The organism is Ruthenibacterium intestinale (genome assembly GCF_040096265.1).
GTDB classification, from domain to species: domain Bacteria; phylum Bacillota; class Clostridia; order Oscillospirales; family Ruminococcaceae; genus Ruthenibacterium; species Ruthenibacterium komagatae.
In genome coordinates this window covers 1-16,853 of record NZ_JBBMFA010000067.1, presented here as the reverse complement: position 1 = coordinate 16,853, position 16,853 = coordinate 1, and the positions used below count along the sequence as shown (strand labels likewise).

The following is a 16,853-nucleotide window of genomic DNA, read 5'->3' as shown; positions in this document are numbered from 1 at the left end:
CTGCCGTACGGCAGGCGCTCGTTTCTTTTACAAATAAGTATGCCGGGGAAGTCCGTCGATGTAAATCGGAGTCAGCTCTGCCTGAATCAGGGGCCGTGCATAATGCAGGAACTCATCTTTCATGGCGGTATAGTCCTCGCTGATCCACTCCAGCGGCACCTTTTTCTCAAAGTTCGCCACCTTGTGAATGTCCCAGGGGCGCGTGGTGCACTGATAAGGATCGTTGGAGAGCCGTTCCAGCGCGATCATCTCGGCCGTATGGCCCTCAAAAGCCGCTTTGGCCGCCGCACCGCCCACCTGAAATGCTTCGGTGATATCCGTTCGGCTGGTCACATGGCCCGCGCATCTCTGCAGCGTGGAAAGCTCAATGGAACGAGTTTTGACCCCCAGCTCCGCCGCCAGCCGGTTGGACAGATAGCGGGCGGTTCCCGTCAGGTTTTTATGGCCAAAGGCGTCCACATACCGGGCGTCATCCGCCAGTTCGCACACATAACGCCCGTCCGCCAGCTTCACGCCTTCGGACACCGCGATCAGCAGGGCTTTCTTTTTCGCCTGCATCCGCGCCACTTTCTGAATAAAATTGTCCACGCCGAAGGGGATCTCCGGCATGCAGATCATATCCGCACCCTCACAGTCTTCTGCCTTGGCCAGCGACGCCGCGGCCGTCAGCCAGCCTGCGTTGCGGCCCATGATCTCCACCACTGTGACGGAGTTCACGTCGTACACGGTAGCGTCCCGAACCAGTTCTTTCATGACCAGGCCGATGTACTTGGCCGCCGATCCATAACCCGGCGTGTGATCCGTGACCATCAGGTCGTTGTCAATGGTTTTTGGCACGCCCATAAACCGGATGTCGCTGCCGATGGCCCGGCCGTAATCCGACAGCTTGGCAATGGTATCCATGCTGTCATTGCCGCCGATGTAGAAAAAATAGCCGATATCCAGCTCCTGCAACAGAGCGAACAGCTTGGGGTAAACGCCCTCTTCATCCTTGTCCAACGCCGGCAGCTTATACCGGCAGCTGCCCAGATAGGACGAGGGCGTGCGCTTTAAAAGCTCGATTTCCAGCGAAGAGCGCAGGCTTTCGCTCAGATCCACATACTTGCCATCCAAAAGGCCCGCCACGCCGTACCGCATCCCATACACGTGAGGCACGCCGCGCCGGTCGCACGCCTGAAACACACCGGCCAAACTGGCATTGATCACGGCCGTGGGGCCACCGCTCTGTCCTACAATTGCATTTTTCCCCATTGGTTCCCTCCTTTTACAATCCCAATTCATCAAAGCTCTCCCGCAGCGTATCGCAGGAGGCCGCGAACTGCTCTCTCTCTCGGTCGGTCAGGTTCAATTCCAGCACTCGCCGGATGCCGTTCCGGTCCACGATGCAGGGTACGCCCACAAACACATTTTTCTGCCCGTATTCGCCCCGCAGCATGGCCGACACCGTGAGCACGCTGTGCTCGTCGCCGAAAATCGCCCGGGTGATACGGGTCAGCGCCATACCGATGCCGTAGTAGGTGGCGCGCTTGGCCTCGATGATCTTATAGGCCGCCGTGCGCACCTCTTCTGCGATCTGCGCCAGCGATTCCTCGCAATAGCGCCCGTCGGACTCGCCGCACAGCTGCAGCACCGGCTTCGTGGCCAGCATGGCCTGGCTCCAGGGCACGAACTCGGAATCGCCGTGCTCGCCCATGACATAGGCGTGCATGTTCCGCGGGTCCACATTGAAATAATCGCCCAGCAGATAGCGCAGGCGGGCCGTGTCCAGCGCGGTGCCCGTGCCCAGCACGTGGCGGGGATTGAAGCCGGACAGAACACAGGTGATGCGCGTCATCACGTCCACCGGGTTGGTGGCCACCAGGAAAATGCCGTTGAAGCCGCTCTCTGTCACCGGGTCGATGATGCTCTGAAACACCTGTGCGTTATGGCGCAGAAGATCCAGGCGCGTCTCGCCGGGCTTCTGGGGCACGCCCGCGCAGATCACCACAATGTCCGCGTCGCCGCAATCCTCATAATCACCGGCAAAAATTTTCATGTTGCTGCCGGAAAAAGCAAGCCCGTGGTTCAGGTCCATGGCCTCACCCACCGCACGCTTTTTGTCCACATCAATGAGTACCAGCTCGTCGCAGGCCGACTGGTTTAAAAGCGCGTAGGCATAGCTCATGCCCACCATTCCACAGCCGATCAGAACTACTTTTCGTTGATCTTTCTTCATGGCATTTCCCTCCTTATCCGCACTTGGTACGGTTTGTTTACAGTTTGTCCTTCCGATACAGAAAATATCCAACCGCCAGCGCGATGCCGCCTCCCAGCAGGATGAGAATGGACACCTGGCTGAGCAGCGCAGGCACCAGTACAAACAGCAGACACATCACAACCAGCGGGACCGCCGTCAGCCGCAGGCTCTTGAAGAAGTACTTATACGCCAGCGCACCGAACAATGCGGGAATCACGTTGTTGAAAGCAGGCTGCAGTGCAGGCGCCTGCAGAACCGGCGTCAAAGGCACCAGGCACAAAACACCTACTGCCAGCACGGTGACCGTGACCAGACTGCTGGTTGCCACGGACAGCGTGGACACAATGTCGTTTTCCGGTGTGCCCACCCGCGTGCCGCAAATTTCCCGGGCATTGACCGCACAGGGAAGTTTCAGATTGACCAGATTGCCGGTGATAAAGGCCACGTAGCTGGCTGTTCCCAGCAGAGGTGCGTACACCAGAAATTCCGCAATGCTGCTGACCCAGTATACCGCGGCCACCTGCAGCAAAGCCGGAATGGCGCTGCCCCAGTCCGGTCCGGTTCCCAGAGCCAGCCCCATCACCAGCGGCGCGCCCAGCATCATGACGATGCCCACCGCCAGACCGATCTGCCCGATCCAGTGGCAGGAATTGGAATAGCTTTCGTAAAAGCTGCGTTTTTCCGTCTCGTTCATTGTCCTTCCCTCCTTTTACAGCGCGCCCAGCCCAATGGCTGCCGCCATACCGATCAGCATGCTGCCCGCCATGGAGAAATTGTCCAGCCAGGTGATATTGCGCTTGCGGGAAACGTACTCAAACACCTCCATGGACAGGCCAGCCACAAACGCCACTGCCAGCGGCATCCAGTCGCCGGTGCTGGTCAGCGTGCCCACATAGGAGCCGATGTACGTGCTGACCAACCCTACAAACATGGCTGTGAACAAAACGTCCCCCAGCCCCTGTTTCTGGGACGGCTGTGTTTCGGCACTCGCCTTTTTGGGACGCCGCACCCGGTTCAGGTAAGGTTTCAAAAACAGCACGCACAGCACACAACCCAGGATGATGCCGGCCGCCATCACAAACCCGATGGTCACAAATGTGGACGCTGTCAGTTCCGCTGTGCCCAGGCCACCGGGCATGCCCGCGGCACGTGCCGCAATGTCGGCCACGTTGCCTTCATAATGCAGGGCGCCCACCACCGAAAGGCGCATCCAAGGCAGCGGAATGCCCAAGCTGCCCGCCAACGCAATGACCCCCAGCAGGATGGACACGCTGGGCAGCAGTGTGAATGTTGCGCTGGAGGTAATGGCGTTCCGCAGCTTTTCTTTCTCCATTCCCATGGCGATGCCCGCCCGGTAGCTTTTGACCATAAAAATCACGCACAACACCATGACCATGACAATGACCGCCCCCGCGATCAGGAACATGGGCACGGAGTTGAGCCGCTCCATCAATTCCATTTTTCTTCCTCCCCACGGCGATCTGCCGAATGCTATTTGGGTCCAGTATAACATATTTTTTCACACCGCTGTTGACATTTTTTCCGCAACGTGGTAATTTGTATTTAGCAATACTAAATATTTGATGAATCAAAGGAGCATTTCCATGGAAAGCCGCCTGGAACGACAACTGAAAAAGGGTGTTCTGGAGATGCTTGTTTTGCAGCTTGTGTGCCAGGGGCCGACTTACGGGTATGAGCTACTGACGCGCATGGACAAAACAAGCCATGGTTTTTTCAAGGTGAAGGAGGGCACGCTGTACCCCATTTTGTACCGGCTGGAAGACGATGGGCTGATCGCGTCCCGCTGGCAGCAGGCCGGTGGGCGTGCTGCCCCCAAAAAGATGTACGAGGTGACCGATGCGGGCCGGGCCGCCTTGGACGGCTACCGTTCACTTTGGAAAGAATTTTGTGCGTGTGTGGATCAATTTGCACCGAAGGGGGAAACAGAGCAATGACCGAGCAAACGGACGGCCGCAAAGTGCAGTTTTTGCCGCCCATCAAGCGGTATGTAAACGCGATCGAATGGCATCTTCGTCTTCCGCTGAAGGAGAAAGCGCGCGTGATGAGCGATATCTCCACCAGTATTATCGCGCGGCATGAATCCGGCGAGAGTTATGAAGCGATCATGAAGGACATGGGCACGCCCCGGCAGGTGGCCGAACGCTTTAATGCCGCCATGGGCGTCTCCGACAAACCCAGCCGCTGGCGGTTTTTATTCCTGGTGCTGCTGGTTTTGTTGGTCATCGGTGTCATTGTCAAAATCAGTTACGAGCAGGGTACACTGGCCGGCGTATCTCTCATGCAGGGAATCGTCCCGTCTCAGTTCTTCGCCGGCTCCTCTGCCGACGTGGGCGTCATCGGCGGGGCGGACGGGCCCACGGCTATTTTTGTGACCAGCGCCTTCCCCTCGCTTCTGGGCGCGCTGCTGTATGCGCCGGCCTCTCTGGCCTGTGCTCTCATCGCCTGCTATTTTCTGGCGCGCAGCCCTCTGTGCTGGCGTGGTGCGCTTCGGCTCGCATGTGCGGCATCCGCGCTGTTTTTCATCCGTCTGGCGGCCGAACTGGTCATTCTCGGCATGGTGGACGCGGCGCTCCCCGACCTGCTGGCATCGTTTGGCACTTCTCTGCTGACGCCTGCCTTCTGGTTGTCCGCCGGCAGCCTCATCGTCGCTATTCTTCGAAAAAAACAAGAGGAAAAGGAGCTTTAATCAATGGACCGGAAACGTGGATTTCTTTATCTCGGCATTATCTTTGCCAGTTTGGCAGTGATCTGGGTGGCCTTTTTGCTGCCTGCTCTGGGAGACAAAAAGGTAGCCGATGCCTTTGCCGAACCTCTGTTCACCCATGCGCTTCCCGAAGGTGCGGAACAGGTTCAGCAGGAGGCCGACCGCTCCAAAACAGACGCCGGAAAAATGACTGCCGCCTACCTGCTGTTGAGTGCGGACGCGACCGAAGATGAATTGTACACCTTTTACAATGACATGGACTATCCGCCCGCCCAGGAGGGCGACACCGTGACGCTTCATGTAAAGGCGCTGGACCAAAGCAGTCTGGACGCATTGGAGCAAAGCGGTCTGGACACCGAGGGGAAAACATTCTGGTTTGTCTATCTGGTCAGCCAGCCCGCCTGAAAAATCAAAAAAGGCATCGGCGCATGCGCCGATGCCTTTCTTTTTTAAACTTCCCGGTAATAGCGTCCCAGCTGATCCGCCCCCAGAATGGCCGCGTACACGGTTTCCGGAGTGACGGGGAACGGCATGTTGTGCAGCGTGTCGTTCTCCGCGCAGGCCAGTTTGGCCACTTCCATCAGCTGCTCCTCGCTGGCATCCCGGATGCCCAGATCTTCCAGCGTAATGGGCAGGCCCACTTCCAGGCAGAAGTCCATGACCTGCTCCAGCTCGTCCAAGTCGGCGTTTTCCAGCACCAGCTGCACCAGCGTGCCGAACGCCACCTTTTCGCCGTGATACAGGCTGTGCGTCTCGGGAATGGCGGTCAGGCCATTGTGGATCGCATGGGCGCCCGCCAGACCGCCGGACTCAAAGCCCACGCCGGACAGATACGTATTGGCCTCGATGATGTTCTCCACTGCTTTTGTGCAGGCTTTGCGTTGCACAGCCAGCTTGGCTTTCAGGCCGTCCGCCAGCAGCGTCTCGTAGCACAGGCGCGCCAGCTGCATTGCCGCCAGCGTCACTTTGCCGCCCACGCAGTTTGTGGCACCGGATGCCTGGCAGGCACGCGCCTCGAAGTAGGTGGCCAAAGCATCGCCCATACCGGAAACCAGCAGGCGGGCCGGCGCGGCGCTGACCACATCGGTATCCACCAGCACCAGATTGGGGTTGGCCGGCAGGAACAGATAACGGTCAAACACCCCTTCATCCGTATAAATCACGCTCAGCGCACTGCAGGGCGCGTCGGTAGAGGCAATGGTGGGCACGATCACCACCGGCACATCCGCGTAATGTGCCACCGCTTTGGCGGTATCGTGAATTTTTCCGCCGCCGATACCGACCACCACGTCGCAGCCGGATGCTTTGAATGCGGCCAGTACGCGGTCGATCTCGCTTTGGCAGCACTCGCCGTTGAAAATCTCATAAGCCAATTTGGCGCCGGCTTGCTGCGCGCTGTGCGTCAGCTGAGCCTCCACGCGCTTTTTGCCGGAACCGCTCACCAGCACAAAGAATGCCTTGCCCAAACGCTCGGCATGTGTGCACAAATTTCCCAGTTCTCCCTTGCCCTGCACATAGCGGGAAGGGCTTCCAATAATATTTGCCATCGGTAAAAACTCCTTTCGGTGCTTTTTTCTTCATTATAACGCCTTTTCAAACAAAAACAAGCGGTCCCCCGGAAGGGACCGCCCGTTTTTATTCCGCCGGTTCATCCTGCGGCGGAACGTATACATAAACTTCTTTCACACCGTTGGCGGCCGACTCTTCATAAGTTTCATAGAACAAATCGACCTGCATCCGGTTGGAATGAATGAACGCGCCTGTGTCCGTGGCAATGGCCCATCCGTACACAAAAGAACCGTCCGTGGAAACAATATACACCTTGGTCCCGTAGGGGATCAGCGTTGGATCCACCGCGAAAGAGCCATAGAACAGACCCAACCCGCTGGCGCCCTTTCCGGCGGAAGCAGAATAGCCCGTCGCCTTCATGGTGTACGTGGGCTCCATGGCGTTGCCCTGCGCATCCACGGGAACACCGTCCTGCACGGTGAATCCCTCCGGCGCTTCCAACGGACTGACCACATTGGTCGTCAGCTTTACATAAACCTCGTTGACCGGCTCCTGAAGAACCTGCGTATCGATCACCTGTGTATCCTGGTATACGCCATCGATATAAGTACTGCGGCGCGTCACCTGCTGGACGCCTTCCACGCCTTCCGACTGCAAAATCTCATGAACATACTTTCCATCCGGATCGTCCACCTGTTCCACGTACTCCGTTTCAAACGGCACCGGCTCTTCCGTGACCACGTCCTCATAATCCACGCGGTGCACCGTGACCGGCTCCATCTCCCGCTCCACCAGAGTATCCAGCGCCGGTTCGGTAAAATCGGCGGCATCCATCTCCACGCCGGCTTTTTCCAAAGCCTGTGCCACGCTGCCGCTGCTCACTTCCACCACATACTCCTGCCCGTCCGCCAGAATTTCCAAAGGGAAGGCCCGGCGAACATCCAGGCGCGCCTGCCCGCTGGTATGGGTGCTGTAAAACGCGCTGTCGTTTTCTTCCAGAGACAAATCCGCCAGCTCCACCAGTTCCGCGGGGTCTGTAACCGCAGTCATCAGTGTATATTGCCCGCCTGCGTCATCGGTGACCGTCACGGTTTTCACACATCGGGAAAGCACGCCGCACACCAGCGCCGTGGCGCAAACCGTCAATCCGATCGCCAGCAGCTTCGGGCCGGTTCGCCGTACGGACCTGCGTATGTGTTCTGTGCGTTTTGTCGTTTTGACCACTCCTCTAATGTATCCATTTCGTCACATACAAAAGTGATTCTAGCAAACAACACTTTTCCCGTCAAGAAAACAGAAACAAATCTGCCAAATTTTTATACTATTTGTATTGTTTTGTTATTTGTTTACAAAAAAGTCGGATACAGCAGATTGTAAAACCCTTAAAGAGTGTGTTATACTAATAAAATCGAGTTTTGCAGCAATGGAGGAACACCTTTGGACAGCAAGCACATTCGCAATTTTTGCATCATTGCCCACATTGACCACGGCAAATCCACTCTTGCCGACCGAATTCTGGAGAGCACCCGTGCAGTGGATGAACGCCAGATGGAGGCACAGATTCTGGATGATATGGACCTGGAGCGGGAGCGCGGCATCACCATCAAAGCGCGCGCGGTAACCCTTCAGTACACCGCCAAAAACGGTGAGCAGTATGAGTTCAACCTGATCGACACGCCGGGCCACGTGGACTTTAACTATGAAGTCAGCCGCAGTCTGGCCGCCTGTGAAGGCGCCGTTCTGGTAGTGGACGCCAGCCAGGGCGTAGAGGCGCAGACGCTGGCCAACACGTATCTGGCGCTGGAACACGACCTGGAACTGGTACCGATTTTGAACAAGATCGATCTGCCCAGCGCCGAGCCGGACCGTGTGGCGCAGGAAGTGGAAGACGTGATCGGTCTTCCCTGTCTGGATGCACCGCGGGTTTCGGCCAAAATGGGCATCGGTATCACAGATGTACTGGAGCGCGTCATCACGGACATTCCCGCCCCCAGGGGCGATGAAAGCGCACCCCTCAAAGCGTTGATTTTTGATGCTGTGTACGACCCCTACAAAGGTGTGATCGTCTATCTGCGTGTGTTTGACGGAACCATGAAAGTGGGCGATACCGTTCGCCTGATGCAGACGGGGGCAGAGTTTTCTCTGGTGGAAGTGGGCCATATGGGCGCCACCGCCCTGGCACCCTGCGGCCAGCTGAAAGCGGGCGAAGTAGGCTATTTCACCGCATCCATCAAAACACTGGCGGATACCCGCGTGGGCGACACCGTCACGCTGAAACAGAACCCCACGGCTCAGCCCCTTCCCGGCTACCGCAAGGTGACCCCCATGGTGTTCTGCGGTATTTATCCGGCGGACGGTGCCAAGTATCCCGATTTGAAAGACGCGCTGGAAAAGCTGCAGCTCAACGATGCTTCCCTCTCCTTTGACGCAGAGACCTCCGTGGCGCTTGGCTTCGGATTCCGCTGCGGCTTTTTGGGCCTGCTGCATCTGGAAATCATCATTGAGCGTCTGGAACGGGAATTCGATCTGGATCTGATCACCACCGCCCCCAGCGTAGAATACCGGATCACACTGACCGACGGAACGGTGCTGCTCATTGACAACCCCACCAACTATCCGGACCCGGCGAAAATCGCCAAAGCCGAAGAGCCCTTTGTGGACGCGCACATCTATACTCCTACGGAATACACCGGCAGCCTGATGGAGCTGTGCCAGAACCGCCGCGGCGTTATGCGCGATATGAAATATCTGGACGCTACCCGCGTGGATCTTCATTATGAACTTCCTCTGGGCGAAATCGTGTACGACTTTTTTGACGCCATTAAAAGCCGCAGCCGCGGATATGCCAGCTACGACTATGAAATGAAAGGATTCCAGGAGTCCAAACTGGTCAAGCTGGATATTTTGCTCAACGGCGATATGGTGGACGCATTGTCCATGATCGTGCATGCGGACACCGCCTATGCCAAGGGCCGCCGTCTGGCGGAAAAACTGAAGGAAAACATTCCCCGCCAGATGTTCGAAATCCCCATTCAGGCAGCGATCGGCGGAAAGATCATCGCCCGCGAAACCGTGAAGGCCATGCGCAAAGACGTGCTGGCCAAGTGCTATGGCGGCGACATCACCCGCAAGAAAAAACTGTTGGAGAAACAAAAAGAGGGCAAGAAAAAAATGCGGCAGCTGGGCACAGTTTCCGTTCCCAGCGAAGCCTTTACCGCAGTGCTCAAACTGGACGAGTAAAACGGAGAGCGCGCTTTCTGAAATCCATTCGTTCCAAAAGGGCGGCATCCAATGGGTGCCGCCCTTTTTCTGCATCTATACCGTGGGAAATTCGTTTTCTCTTTCCAAATATCTGCAAAAAGCAAACAGCCCGCAGAGCAGCACGGCGGAAAACCCAGCACTCACCCGCAGATCCCAGCCGCCTAAAACGCCCCGATGCGTCATCTCCACCAAAAGGCCTTCCGACGTTTGCAGGCTGTAATGTCTTTCATCATGCATCTGCAGTACACAATCCCTGCCCGCCATACAAAACCGCGCATGATCAGCCCGCGGTGTGCGGCACACCGGCCAGCCCGCCACATTCGGGGCATCTTCTTCGCAGTAAGCCGGGCGCGCCACTGCGTATTCCGACTGATCCCGGTCATACAAAACGTACTCTTTTTTCTCCACGCCCTGTTCCTGCCCGTTCAAATCGCCGCGCACCCGCACTTCTGTGTGGGCGACCAGCTCTCCGGCCGGGCCAAAAATATTGTTTGTGCTTTCTCCGAACACTGTCCGAATGCTGGCCAGCGGCGCATTTTCCCCTGCCGCATAAAGCGTACCTGCCTTCAGCTTATAATCCATGGTTTTCCCCTCCTCAGAATACACTGTACAAGATCACCCCGGCGGCTCCTGCGCTCAGCATCACGCCGATCGGATTGACTTTCCAGCGGCGAAGAGCCAGCAATGCCGCCGCAAAAAGACACACGGAAATCCCGTTGACAGAGCCCCAGCTTTCCGGCCAGGCGCTCTGCCCGTAAAAAGACAAAAGCAGCAACGACAGCCCGGCCGACGCAATCATTGCCACCACCGCCGGACGCACTCCTTTCAGGATTCCCTGCATCACCGGGAGTTCCCGCCAGCGGCTGTAAAACCACGCCAAAGCCGTCACGATCACACAGGAAGGAAGCACACATCCCAGCGTAGCCACAATTGCACCGGAAATTCCCGCAATCTGCATTCCGACAAACGTTGCGGAATTGATGGCAATCGGCCCCGGCGTCATTTCCGCAATGGTCATAATATCCGCAAATTGATTCATAGTCAGCCATTGATGAAGCTCCACCACCTGGTGCTGAATCAACGGCATCGCCGCGTAGCCACCGCCGATGCTGAATAACCCGATTTGAAAAAAGCTCCACAGAAGCTGTATGTACACCATTATGCCAACCGCTCCTTCCGCCGTTCGTGCAGGACATCTGCCGCGCCCGCTGCACCGCATACCACCAAAAGCAGCAAAATATTCACCTGAAACCATTCCGATGCCAGAAAACAGCCTGCCATCAGTCCGGCGTAAAGCAGCTTGCGGTCCTGCAGGACCGTGCGGCCCATGCTCAAAACCACATCGCAAATAACAGCAGCCACCGCGGCCAGCATTCCGTTCATGGCCATCCCCACAAACACGTTGTCGCGGAAAGCAGTGTAAAACATGGAAATGACCGCAATGATCACCAGCGGCGGTAGAATGGTGCCTGCCACAGTCAACAGCGCTCCGGGCACCCCCGCCACGCGATACCCCACCAGAATGGAAGCATTCACTGCGATAGCTCCCGGCGAAGACTGTGCGATTGCCGTTAAATCCAGCATTTCCTGTTCATCCAGCCAGTGCAGCTTTTCCACAAACTTTTTCCGCATCAAAGGAATGATCACAAAACCGCCGCCAAAGGTAAACGCACTCAACTGCATGACCGACAAAAACAAGGTCCAATATTTCTTTTTTTCTTTCAACGCTTCTCCCTCCCTGCGTCTCCATTATAAGGCTTGTTTTTTCATATTAAAAATAATATTATTAAATAAAAACAATACCGTTTTACTTATATAGGAGTTATTATGACGATTCGACACATCAAAATTTTTGCCGCTCTTTGCGCATGCGGCTGCAATACCACCAAAGCCGCTGAATCACTTCACATGACACAGCCTGCAGTAAGCCTGGCCATCCGGGAGATGGAACAATATTACGGAACGCCCCTGTTCGACCGCATCGGACGGCGTTTGGTGCTGACACAAGCGGGTGAGCAGTTCCTGCGTTATGCGCACTCCATCACCGGTTTGTTTGACGACATGGAAAAAGAACTGCGAAACTGGGACAGCGCCGGTGTGCTGCGCGTGGGAGCCAGCATTACCATCGGAGCGCAATTTCTTCCGTCTTATATTCAGGCTTTTTCTGCCGCGCATCCTGCTGTGACGGTAAAAGCGCAGGTAAAGCCTTCCGAGGGGCTGGAAAGCGACCTTCTGGCCAACCGGCTGGATCTCGCCCTGCTGGAAGGAGCGCCGCACCTTTCCTGCCTTTACACCGAGGAATACATGGACGATCGACTGGTGGTCATTGCCGCCGTCGACTCTCCTTTGAGCCAAAAGCAATCTTTAAGCGCGGAAGAATTTTGCCGCCAGCCGCTTCTTCTTCGTGAGCGGGGCAGCGGTACCCGCGAAGAGTTTGAACGCGTCATGAGTGCGGCAGGGCTCTCTGCAGAACCCCTTTGGGAAGCGTCCAGTACAACCGCGCTTGTCAATGCCGCGATCGCCGGTCTGGGAATTGCCGTTCTCCCCTATCGCATGGTGGTGGGCCCGCTGGAACGCGGGCTGATTACCACGATTCAGGTGGAAGGTCTTTGCTTTTCCCGCAGATTTCGCATTGTCTATCATCGGGACAAATTGCTCACACCGCTGATGCAGGACTTCATTGAACTTTGCCGAAACTATGAGATGGACTTCCCCCTTCCCCGCTACAATGGCCTTTACTAAAACAAAAAACAGGCGCGGTAAAACCGCGCCTATTTTCCACTAAAAAAGCGCCGGAATTCTCCGGCGCTTTCACTTTTATGCCTGAGCAGAAGTACTCTCGGCAGGTGCAGGAGCCGATGCGTTCAAGGTCAGCGTGCCAACCTGATCGCTTCCGACCACGGCGATGTAACTCTTTCCGCGGTTCACTTCCAGCTCACTGCCGTCTGCACGGTGCAGTTTCAAAGCGCTGTCCGCTTTTCCCTTGCTCCATGTGATGGCTTCCGCTTTGCCGCCATAACAATAATAACCCGTTCCGCCTGTCAGCTGAAAATCCGTGCACTGTCCGTCCGGCTTCAAGCTCACATCCGCAAACAAGATGATCACATTGTTAAAGCTCAGCTGAGCCCCTGTCAGCTCATCCACCTGGGGGGCACCATAAGCCTGTTTCAAATAGGTCTTTGTATTGGCATCGTATACCAACCGTACCGGACCGTTGGCCGAAAACTGGAACGCAATGTCCGGAGCGTCCAGCTCTGTCAGACTCACTTCTTTTTCCGCAAAGCAGAACAGCGGCACAGCTGCCCCTGACGTCGCAATCTGCTGGGATGCAATGCCAGCGGCGATCAAAGAAGCATCCGTATACCAGCAATGCTCCTGCAAATACGTCTTGGCCCGCTCGGAATCAAACCAGAAACAAGTGGTTCCCAAATACAACCCGTCAATATCCTGATACTGATACTCATTGATCAGATTCTGCGCGTACACGCTGCTGCCGATGTGAACGAAAATCGCGTTCAGCGGAAGAGCAAACTGCAGATACTGGTCCCGGGCTGAACGGACCGGCCCCACCTGCGGGATCGTGGCCGCATTGGAGTACAGCGCCATCATTCTGGTAATACCGCCTTCTGTGACCATTTCAAAAATGGCGTCCGCAGAGCCGATGCCGCGCTGCGGCATTGCCGCCTGGGCATTGTTTACCATAATGGCTACGGGCCGCTGACCCGGCGCCACCCCTTCGGCCAGCGCTTCACCTGTGAGCAGGTTGTAATCAGGCGCTTCCGTCTCCGGCTGAGAAATACCGCTGTTTACAGCAGTGCTGGAAGAACTTGCCTGTTCTTCCCCGCAAGCTGCCAGCGAAAGCGCCATCGCCGCCGTCAGGAACAGGGCCCAAAAACGCTTCATCTCATTCAACTCCTTTGCCGGAGAAACGTCCGGCTGTCTTTATTGATCGGTATCCACATAGTCCGTGGCAGTGCTGTCCGCTTCAGGCACACTGGTGGAAGACGCCGACTCAGAGGGATAATAACCAAACTGACCGGCCGTGTCATCTCCAGTGCTGACGATACCCAAATAGGTTTTGCCCGGGTTGATTTTCACAGACTGCTCGTTGCCTTCGCTGTCCACAATGCGCAGCGCCTGGTTGGGAGAGCCCTTCATCCAGCGAATGTACTCCGCCTTTCCGCCGTTGAAGTAATAGCCCACGCCGCCGTCGCCGTACTCTACCTGCTGAATGTCATAGCTGTCATTCACATAGTTGGGATGGCGGTGAATGTCCGTAAACAGAACGATCACGTTTTCAAAGCCAAGCTGCTCATCGTTGTTGGCGTCCACCGTGGGATTGATGGAGCCGGTATATGCGCTGTACTGGCTCATCATATAACGGTTGGTCGAAGCATCGTAATCAAAATAAGTACGATAGTTGGTGGAGTGAACAATATCGATCTTCACCGCGTCGTCACCGTTCAAAACGCGGTTCGGCTCGTTGTAGTTGACAAAATCAAAGAAGCAGCTGTTGTAGGTGCGGTCCATATTGTAATCGCGCTCTTCCACCAGCTCGCTGAGGATCTCGCCGTTGGTATACGCCGCATGCTCCACTTTTACGCCGGTCGCCAAACGTGCCTGATCGCGGGGGAAATTGGTGGTATCCAGGTTCAGGTCCCGGTCTTCATATTCCCAAATGGTTTTGTACTCACTCTGCACAGTGGACTCGCCAATGTGCACATACAACATTTCCCACGGCAGAATCAGCTGGAAGAACTGATCGCGGGCCGAACGAACCGGGCCCACCTGCGGCAGGCTCTTGTAATCGGAAAAGAGGCCCATAAAACGTGTAATGCCGCCTTCCACCTTGATTTCCACCAAGATATCCGCATTCGAAATGCCCCACTGAGGCCGGGCGTTGTTTGCACCGTTGTTGGCGATGTTGTTGATCATAATCGCAGTCAAACGCTCGCCTTCGGTATAACTGCCGTCATTTTCAAGACCGGTCAGCGGATTGGGGTTGTAGGGCGGTTCTTCCGGCTCACTGGAAGAGGCCGGCGCTGCAGCCGGCTCAGACGACGAGGCTTCATCCTTGCCGCCGCAGGAAACCAGAAGGCCCGCCGCCATGGTCAGGGCCAAAAGAAGGGACAAAACTTTTTTCATGGCGCATCTCCTAATATTAAAATGTAGAATTCACCCGGCCATGCCTGGCCATAAAGGTGCAATAACTCTTATATACTATACCGAATTCACGTCATTTTGTAAAGTATTCTGCCTGACGTGAAAAATCTTCCTGAAATAAATGAAAAAATGGGTTGACATTGCCAAAATCGTTTGATATAATAGTCAAGCACTCAAGAGATGAGCCACTAGCTCAGTCGGCAGAGCACCTGCCTTTTAAGCAGGGTGTCCGGAGTTCGAATCTCCGGTGGCTCACCAGAAACAGACCCAAACATTTGTTTGGGTCTGTTTTTTTGTATTCAAACAAAGTCATGTCACCGGTAAACGAAAGACCCGCGCGGCCGAATCCTTGCCGCGCGGGTCTTTCGTTTATTTTACACGCCAATAAGCAACACTGTAAGGCGGCAGCTGACTTCCACCACCGAAGTCATGATACTCTCCTGTAATCAAATCATCCGCACAGCCGGCGCCCGCATCAAAGTGTGCAGTAAAGGGCTCCGCGTCTGCATTAATGGCCACCAGCACCCGCTCACCGTCTGCACTGCGCTCAAAAATATATTGCCGATTGGTCAGCAGCACGGTCCGGTATGTTCCATAACACAATGCCTTACTGCCGCGGTGTGCCCGCGCCAACTGCGATATAAAATCGCTCTTTTCATTTTCCACCGGCGCATCCATTGCGGGACGAAGCGCAGGGTCACCATTTTTCTTATCCCCCGTCTGCCCCCATTCGCTCCCATAATATACACATGGGATACCAGGCATAGAAAATAACAGTCCGTATACTAGTTTGAAGTGTTCTGGATTCTGCAGAATGGTGGCAATACGCGTCACATCGTGATTGTCCACAAAGCACAAAAGATGCTTTCCTTTATACAGCGTCCAAGGTTCCGCACCAAATTGACGCTGCAGGCTGTGCGCAATTTCAAACAGATTCATGCTGTTAAACGCAGAATACAAGCCTTTGTAGCACTCGTAATTGGTGCAGGAATCCAACATCTGGTCATTGACTCGCTGATTGTAATCTCCGTGCAGCATTTCGCCCACCAGAAAGAACTCCGGCTTCAGCGAAGCTGTAAAGCTTTTCAGCTTGCGCAGAAAATCCTGATCCAGGCAATAGGCCACATCCAGACGCAGCCCATCGATGTCAAATTCCTCCACCCAGCCGCGGATGCAGGAAAACAAATACTCCACCACGGCATCGTTGCGAAGATTCAGCTTCACCAGTTCAAAGTGTCCTTCCCAGCCCTCGTACCACAAGCCATCGTTGTAGCCGTTGTTGCCGTCAAAGTTGATCAAAAACCAATCCTTATACGGACTGTTCCAGCGGTTTTTTAAAACATCCTGAAAAGCCCAGAATCCGCGTCCCACATGATTGAACACGCCATCCAGCACCACGCGGATCCCTGCGTCGTGCAGCGCCCTGCACACAGCCGCAAAGTCTTCATTGGTTCCAAGGCGACAGTCCACCTTTGTATAATCCCGGGTATCATACCCATGCGCATCCGATTCAAAGACCGGAGAAAAATAGACCGCATTGGCCCCCAGCTTTTGGATATGCGGGACAAAATTCAGCACTTTGCGGATTCGCGGCGAGCACACGCCGTCATTTTCCCGCGGCGCACCGCACATTCCCAATGGATAAATCTGATAAAACACGCTCTCTTCAAACCACATCTGCAGCGCCTCACTTTTCTGTTGGTGGTAACAGTATAGCATATTTTGAGAAGCTCTGTAAAAAGAAAATGGGCGAGTGCCACCCGGGAACAAAAAACGAAAAAAGAATTGACTTCTTAGGAATATCTATGGTAAAATAATATCCGCTGACATGAAACCATGTCTTTTTGCGAGGATGGCGGAATCGGCAGACGCGCACGTTTGAGGGGCGTGTGGTTATACCATGCGAGTTCAAGTCTCGTTCCTCGCACCAAAACAGAAAAGGCCGCCGGCGAATGCCGG

At 55.3% G+C, this 16,853-nt stretch carries 18 protein-coding genes and 2 tRNA genes; 8 read left to right on the top strand and 12 right to left on the bottom strand.

Going from position 1 to position 16,853, the window contains the following annotated elements; genetic code table 11:
* Positions 1-27 precede the first annotated feature (27 nt).
* The 4 genes from WMO24_RS04885 to WMO24_RS04870 are packed head-to-tail and all read right to left on the bottom strand — an operon-like array spanning position 28 to position 3,695.
* The gene (locus WMO24_RS04885) at positions 28-1,251 is read right to left on the bottom strand and encodes a 6-phosphofructokinase (RefSeq protein ID WP_349215199.1); all 1,224 of its coding nucleotides are present in this window, start codon (positions 1,249-1,251) and stop codon (positions 28-30) included.
* Positions 1,252-1,264: 13 nt separating this feature from the next.
* A complete protein-coding gene (locus WMO24_RS04880) occupies positions 1,265-2,215 on the bottom strand; it encodes an L-lactate dehydrogenase (protein WP_349215198.1) in 951 nt (316 codons plus the stop codon).
* A 37-nt stretch (positions 2,216-2,252) separates the two neighbouring features.
* On the bottom strand, positions 2,253-2,930 hold the full coding sequence (locus tag WMO24_RS04875) for a hypothetical protein (RefSeq protein ID WP_349215197.1): 678 nt from the start codon (positions 2,928-2,930) through the stop codon (positions 2,253-2,255).
* 15 nt (positions 2,931-2,945) lie between these two features.
* Entirely contained in the window at positions 2,946-3,695 is a 750-nt protein-coding gene (locus WMO24_RS04870) for a DUF5058 family protein (RefSeq protein ID WP_349215196.1), read from the bottom strand.
* A 145-nt stretch (positions 3,696-3,840) separates the two neighbouring features.
* Here WMO24_RS04870 and WMO24_RS04865 point away from each other — a divergent pair, with 145 nt between their 5' ends.
* From WMO24_RS04865 to WMO24_RS04855, 3 genes are read left to right on the top strand one after another with little or no spacing between them, the layout of a single operon-like run.
* On the top strand, positions 3,841-4,191 hold the full coding sequence (locus WMO24_RS04865; RefSeq protein ID WP_349215195.1) for a PadR family transcriptional regulator: 351 nt from the start codon (positions 3,841-3,843) through the stop codon (positions 4,189-4,191).
* Positions 4,188-4,943 carry a hypothetical protein gene (locus WMO24_RS04860; RefSeq protein WP_349215194.1) on the top strand — a complete coding sequence of 252 codons (756 nt, stop codon included), beginning with the start codon at positions 4,188-4,190 and terminating at the stop codon, positions 4,941-4,943. Before WMO24_RS04865 ends, WMO24_RS04860 begins: the two co-directional genes overlap by 4 nt.
* Before the next feature lie 3 nt (positions 4,944-4,946).
* A complete protein-coding gene (locus WMO24_RS04855) occupies positions 4,947-5,366 on the top strand; it encodes a hypothetical protein (protein ID WP_349215193.1) in 420 nt (139 codons plus the stop codon).
* A gap of 44 nt (positions 5,367-5,410) precedes the next feature.
* On the opposite strand, the gene WMO24_RS04850 is transcribed toward WMO24_RS04855, so the two are convergent.
* Positions 5,411-6,508: a glycerol dehydrogenase gene (locus WMO24_RS04850; protein ID WP_349215192.1), complete on the bottom strand. Its 1,098-nt coding sequence runs from the start codon at positions 6,506-6,508 to the stop codon at positions 5,411-5,413.
* A gap of 88 nt (positions 6,509-6,596) precedes the next feature.
* Positions 6,597-7,694: a resuscitation-promoting factor gene (locus WMO24_RS04845; protein WP_349215191.1), complete on the bottom strand. Its 1,098-nt coding sequence runs from the start codon at positions 7,692-7,694 to the stop codon at positions 6,597-6,599.
* 213 nt (positions 7,695-7,907) lie between these two features.
* On the opposite strand from WMO24_RS04845, the gene lepA reads away from it, so the two are divergent.
* A complete protein-coding gene (gene lepA, locus WMO24_RS04840) occupies positions 7,908-9,710 on the top strand; it encodes a translation elongation factor 4 (RefSeq protein WP_349215190.1) in 1,803 nt (600 codons plus the stop codon).
* 75 nt (positions 9,711-9,785) lie between these two features.
* On the opposite strand, the gene WMO24_RS04835 is transcribed toward lepA, so the two are convergent.
* Genes WMO24_RS04835 through WMO24_RS04825 form a run of 3 tightly spaced genes read right to left on the bottom strand, consistent with a single transcriptional unit; the run spans position 9,786 to position 11,456 of the window.
* Positions 9,786-10,313 carry a hypothetical protein gene (locus WMO24_RS04835; RefSeq protein WP_349215189.1) on the bottom strand — a complete coding sequence of 176 codons (528 nt, stop codon included), beginning with the start codon at positions 10,311-10,313 and terminating at the stop codon, positions 9,786-9,788.
* 13 nt (positions 10,314-10,326) lie between these two features.
* A complete protein-coding gene (locus WMO24_RS04830) occupies positions 10,327-10,890 on the bottom strand; it encodes a chromate transporter (RefSeq protein ID WP_349215188.1) in 564 nt (187 codons plus the stop codon).
* Complete coding sequence (locus tag WMO24_RS04825) at positions 10,890-11,456, bottom strand: chromate transporter (protein ID WP_349215187.1); 567 nt, start codon at positions 11,454-11,456, stop codon at positions 10,890-10,892. The genes WMO24_RS04830 and WMO24_RS04825 overlap by 1 nt, the downstream gene beginning before the upstream one ends.
* 102 nt (positions 11,457-11,558) lie before the next feature.
* Here WMO24_RS04825 and WMO24_RS04820 point away from each other — a divergent pair, with 102 nt between their 5' ends.
* Positions 11,559-12,473 (top strand): LysR family transcriptional regulator, encoded by a 915-nt coding sequence (locus WMO24_RS04820; protein ID WP_349215186.1) that lies wholly within the window; start codon positions 11,559-11,561, stop codon positions 12,471-12,473.
* A 75-nt stretch (positions 12,474-12,548) separates the two neighbouring features.
* On the opposite strand, the gene WMO24_RS04815 is transcribed toward WMO24_RS04820, so the two are convergent.
* Together WMO24_RS04815 and WMO24_RS04810 are read right to left on the bottom strand one after the other, a co-directional pair.
* Positions 12,549-13,634, bottom strand: coding sequence for a DUF3048 domain-containing protein (locus WMO24_RS04815; protein WP_349215185.1), 1,086 nt, complete (start codon positions 13,632-13,634; stop codon positions 12,549-12,551).
* A gap of 39 nt (positions 13,635-13,673) precedes the next feature.
* Positions 13,674-14,876: a DUF3048 domain-containing protein gene (locus WMO24_RS04810; protein WP_349215184.1), complete on the bottom strand. Its 1,203-nt coding sequence runs from the start codon at positions 14,874-14,876 to the stop codon at positions 13,674-13,676.
* Between the two features lie 200 nt (positions 14,877-15,076).
* Here WMO24_RS04810 and WMO24_RS04805 point away from each other — a divergent pair.
* A tRNA-Lys gene (locus WMO24_RS04805) sits at positions 15,077-15,152 on the top strand.
* A 111-nt stretch (positions 15,153-15,263) separates the two neighbouring features.
* On the opposite strand, the gene WMO24_RS04800 is transcribed toward WMO24_RS04805, so the two are convergent.
* On the bottom strand, positions 15,264-16,571 hold the full coding sequence (locus WMO24_RS04800; RefSeq protein WP_349215183.1) for an alpha-amylase family glycosyl hydrolase: 1,308 nt from the start codon (positions 16,569-16,571) through the stop codon (positions 15,264-15,266).
* Between WMO24_RS04800 and WMO24_RS04795 the strand changes: the two genes are divergently transcribed.
* Both WMO24_RS04795 and WMO24_RS04790 read left to right on the top strand, forming a co-directional pair.
* Positions 16,532-16,711, top strand: a complete 180-nt coding sequence (locus WMO24_RS04795; protein ID WP_349215200.1) for a hypothetical protein — start codon at positions 16,532-16,534, stop codon at positions 16,709-16,711. The two genes, WMO24_RS04800 and WMO24_RS04795, sit on opposite strands and share 40 nt — an antisense overlap.
* Positions 16,712-16,740: 29 nt before the next feature.
* A tRNA-Leu gene (locus tag WMO24_RS04790) sits at positions 16,741-16,824 on the top strand.
* Positions 16,825-16,853 lie beyond the last annotated feature (29 nt).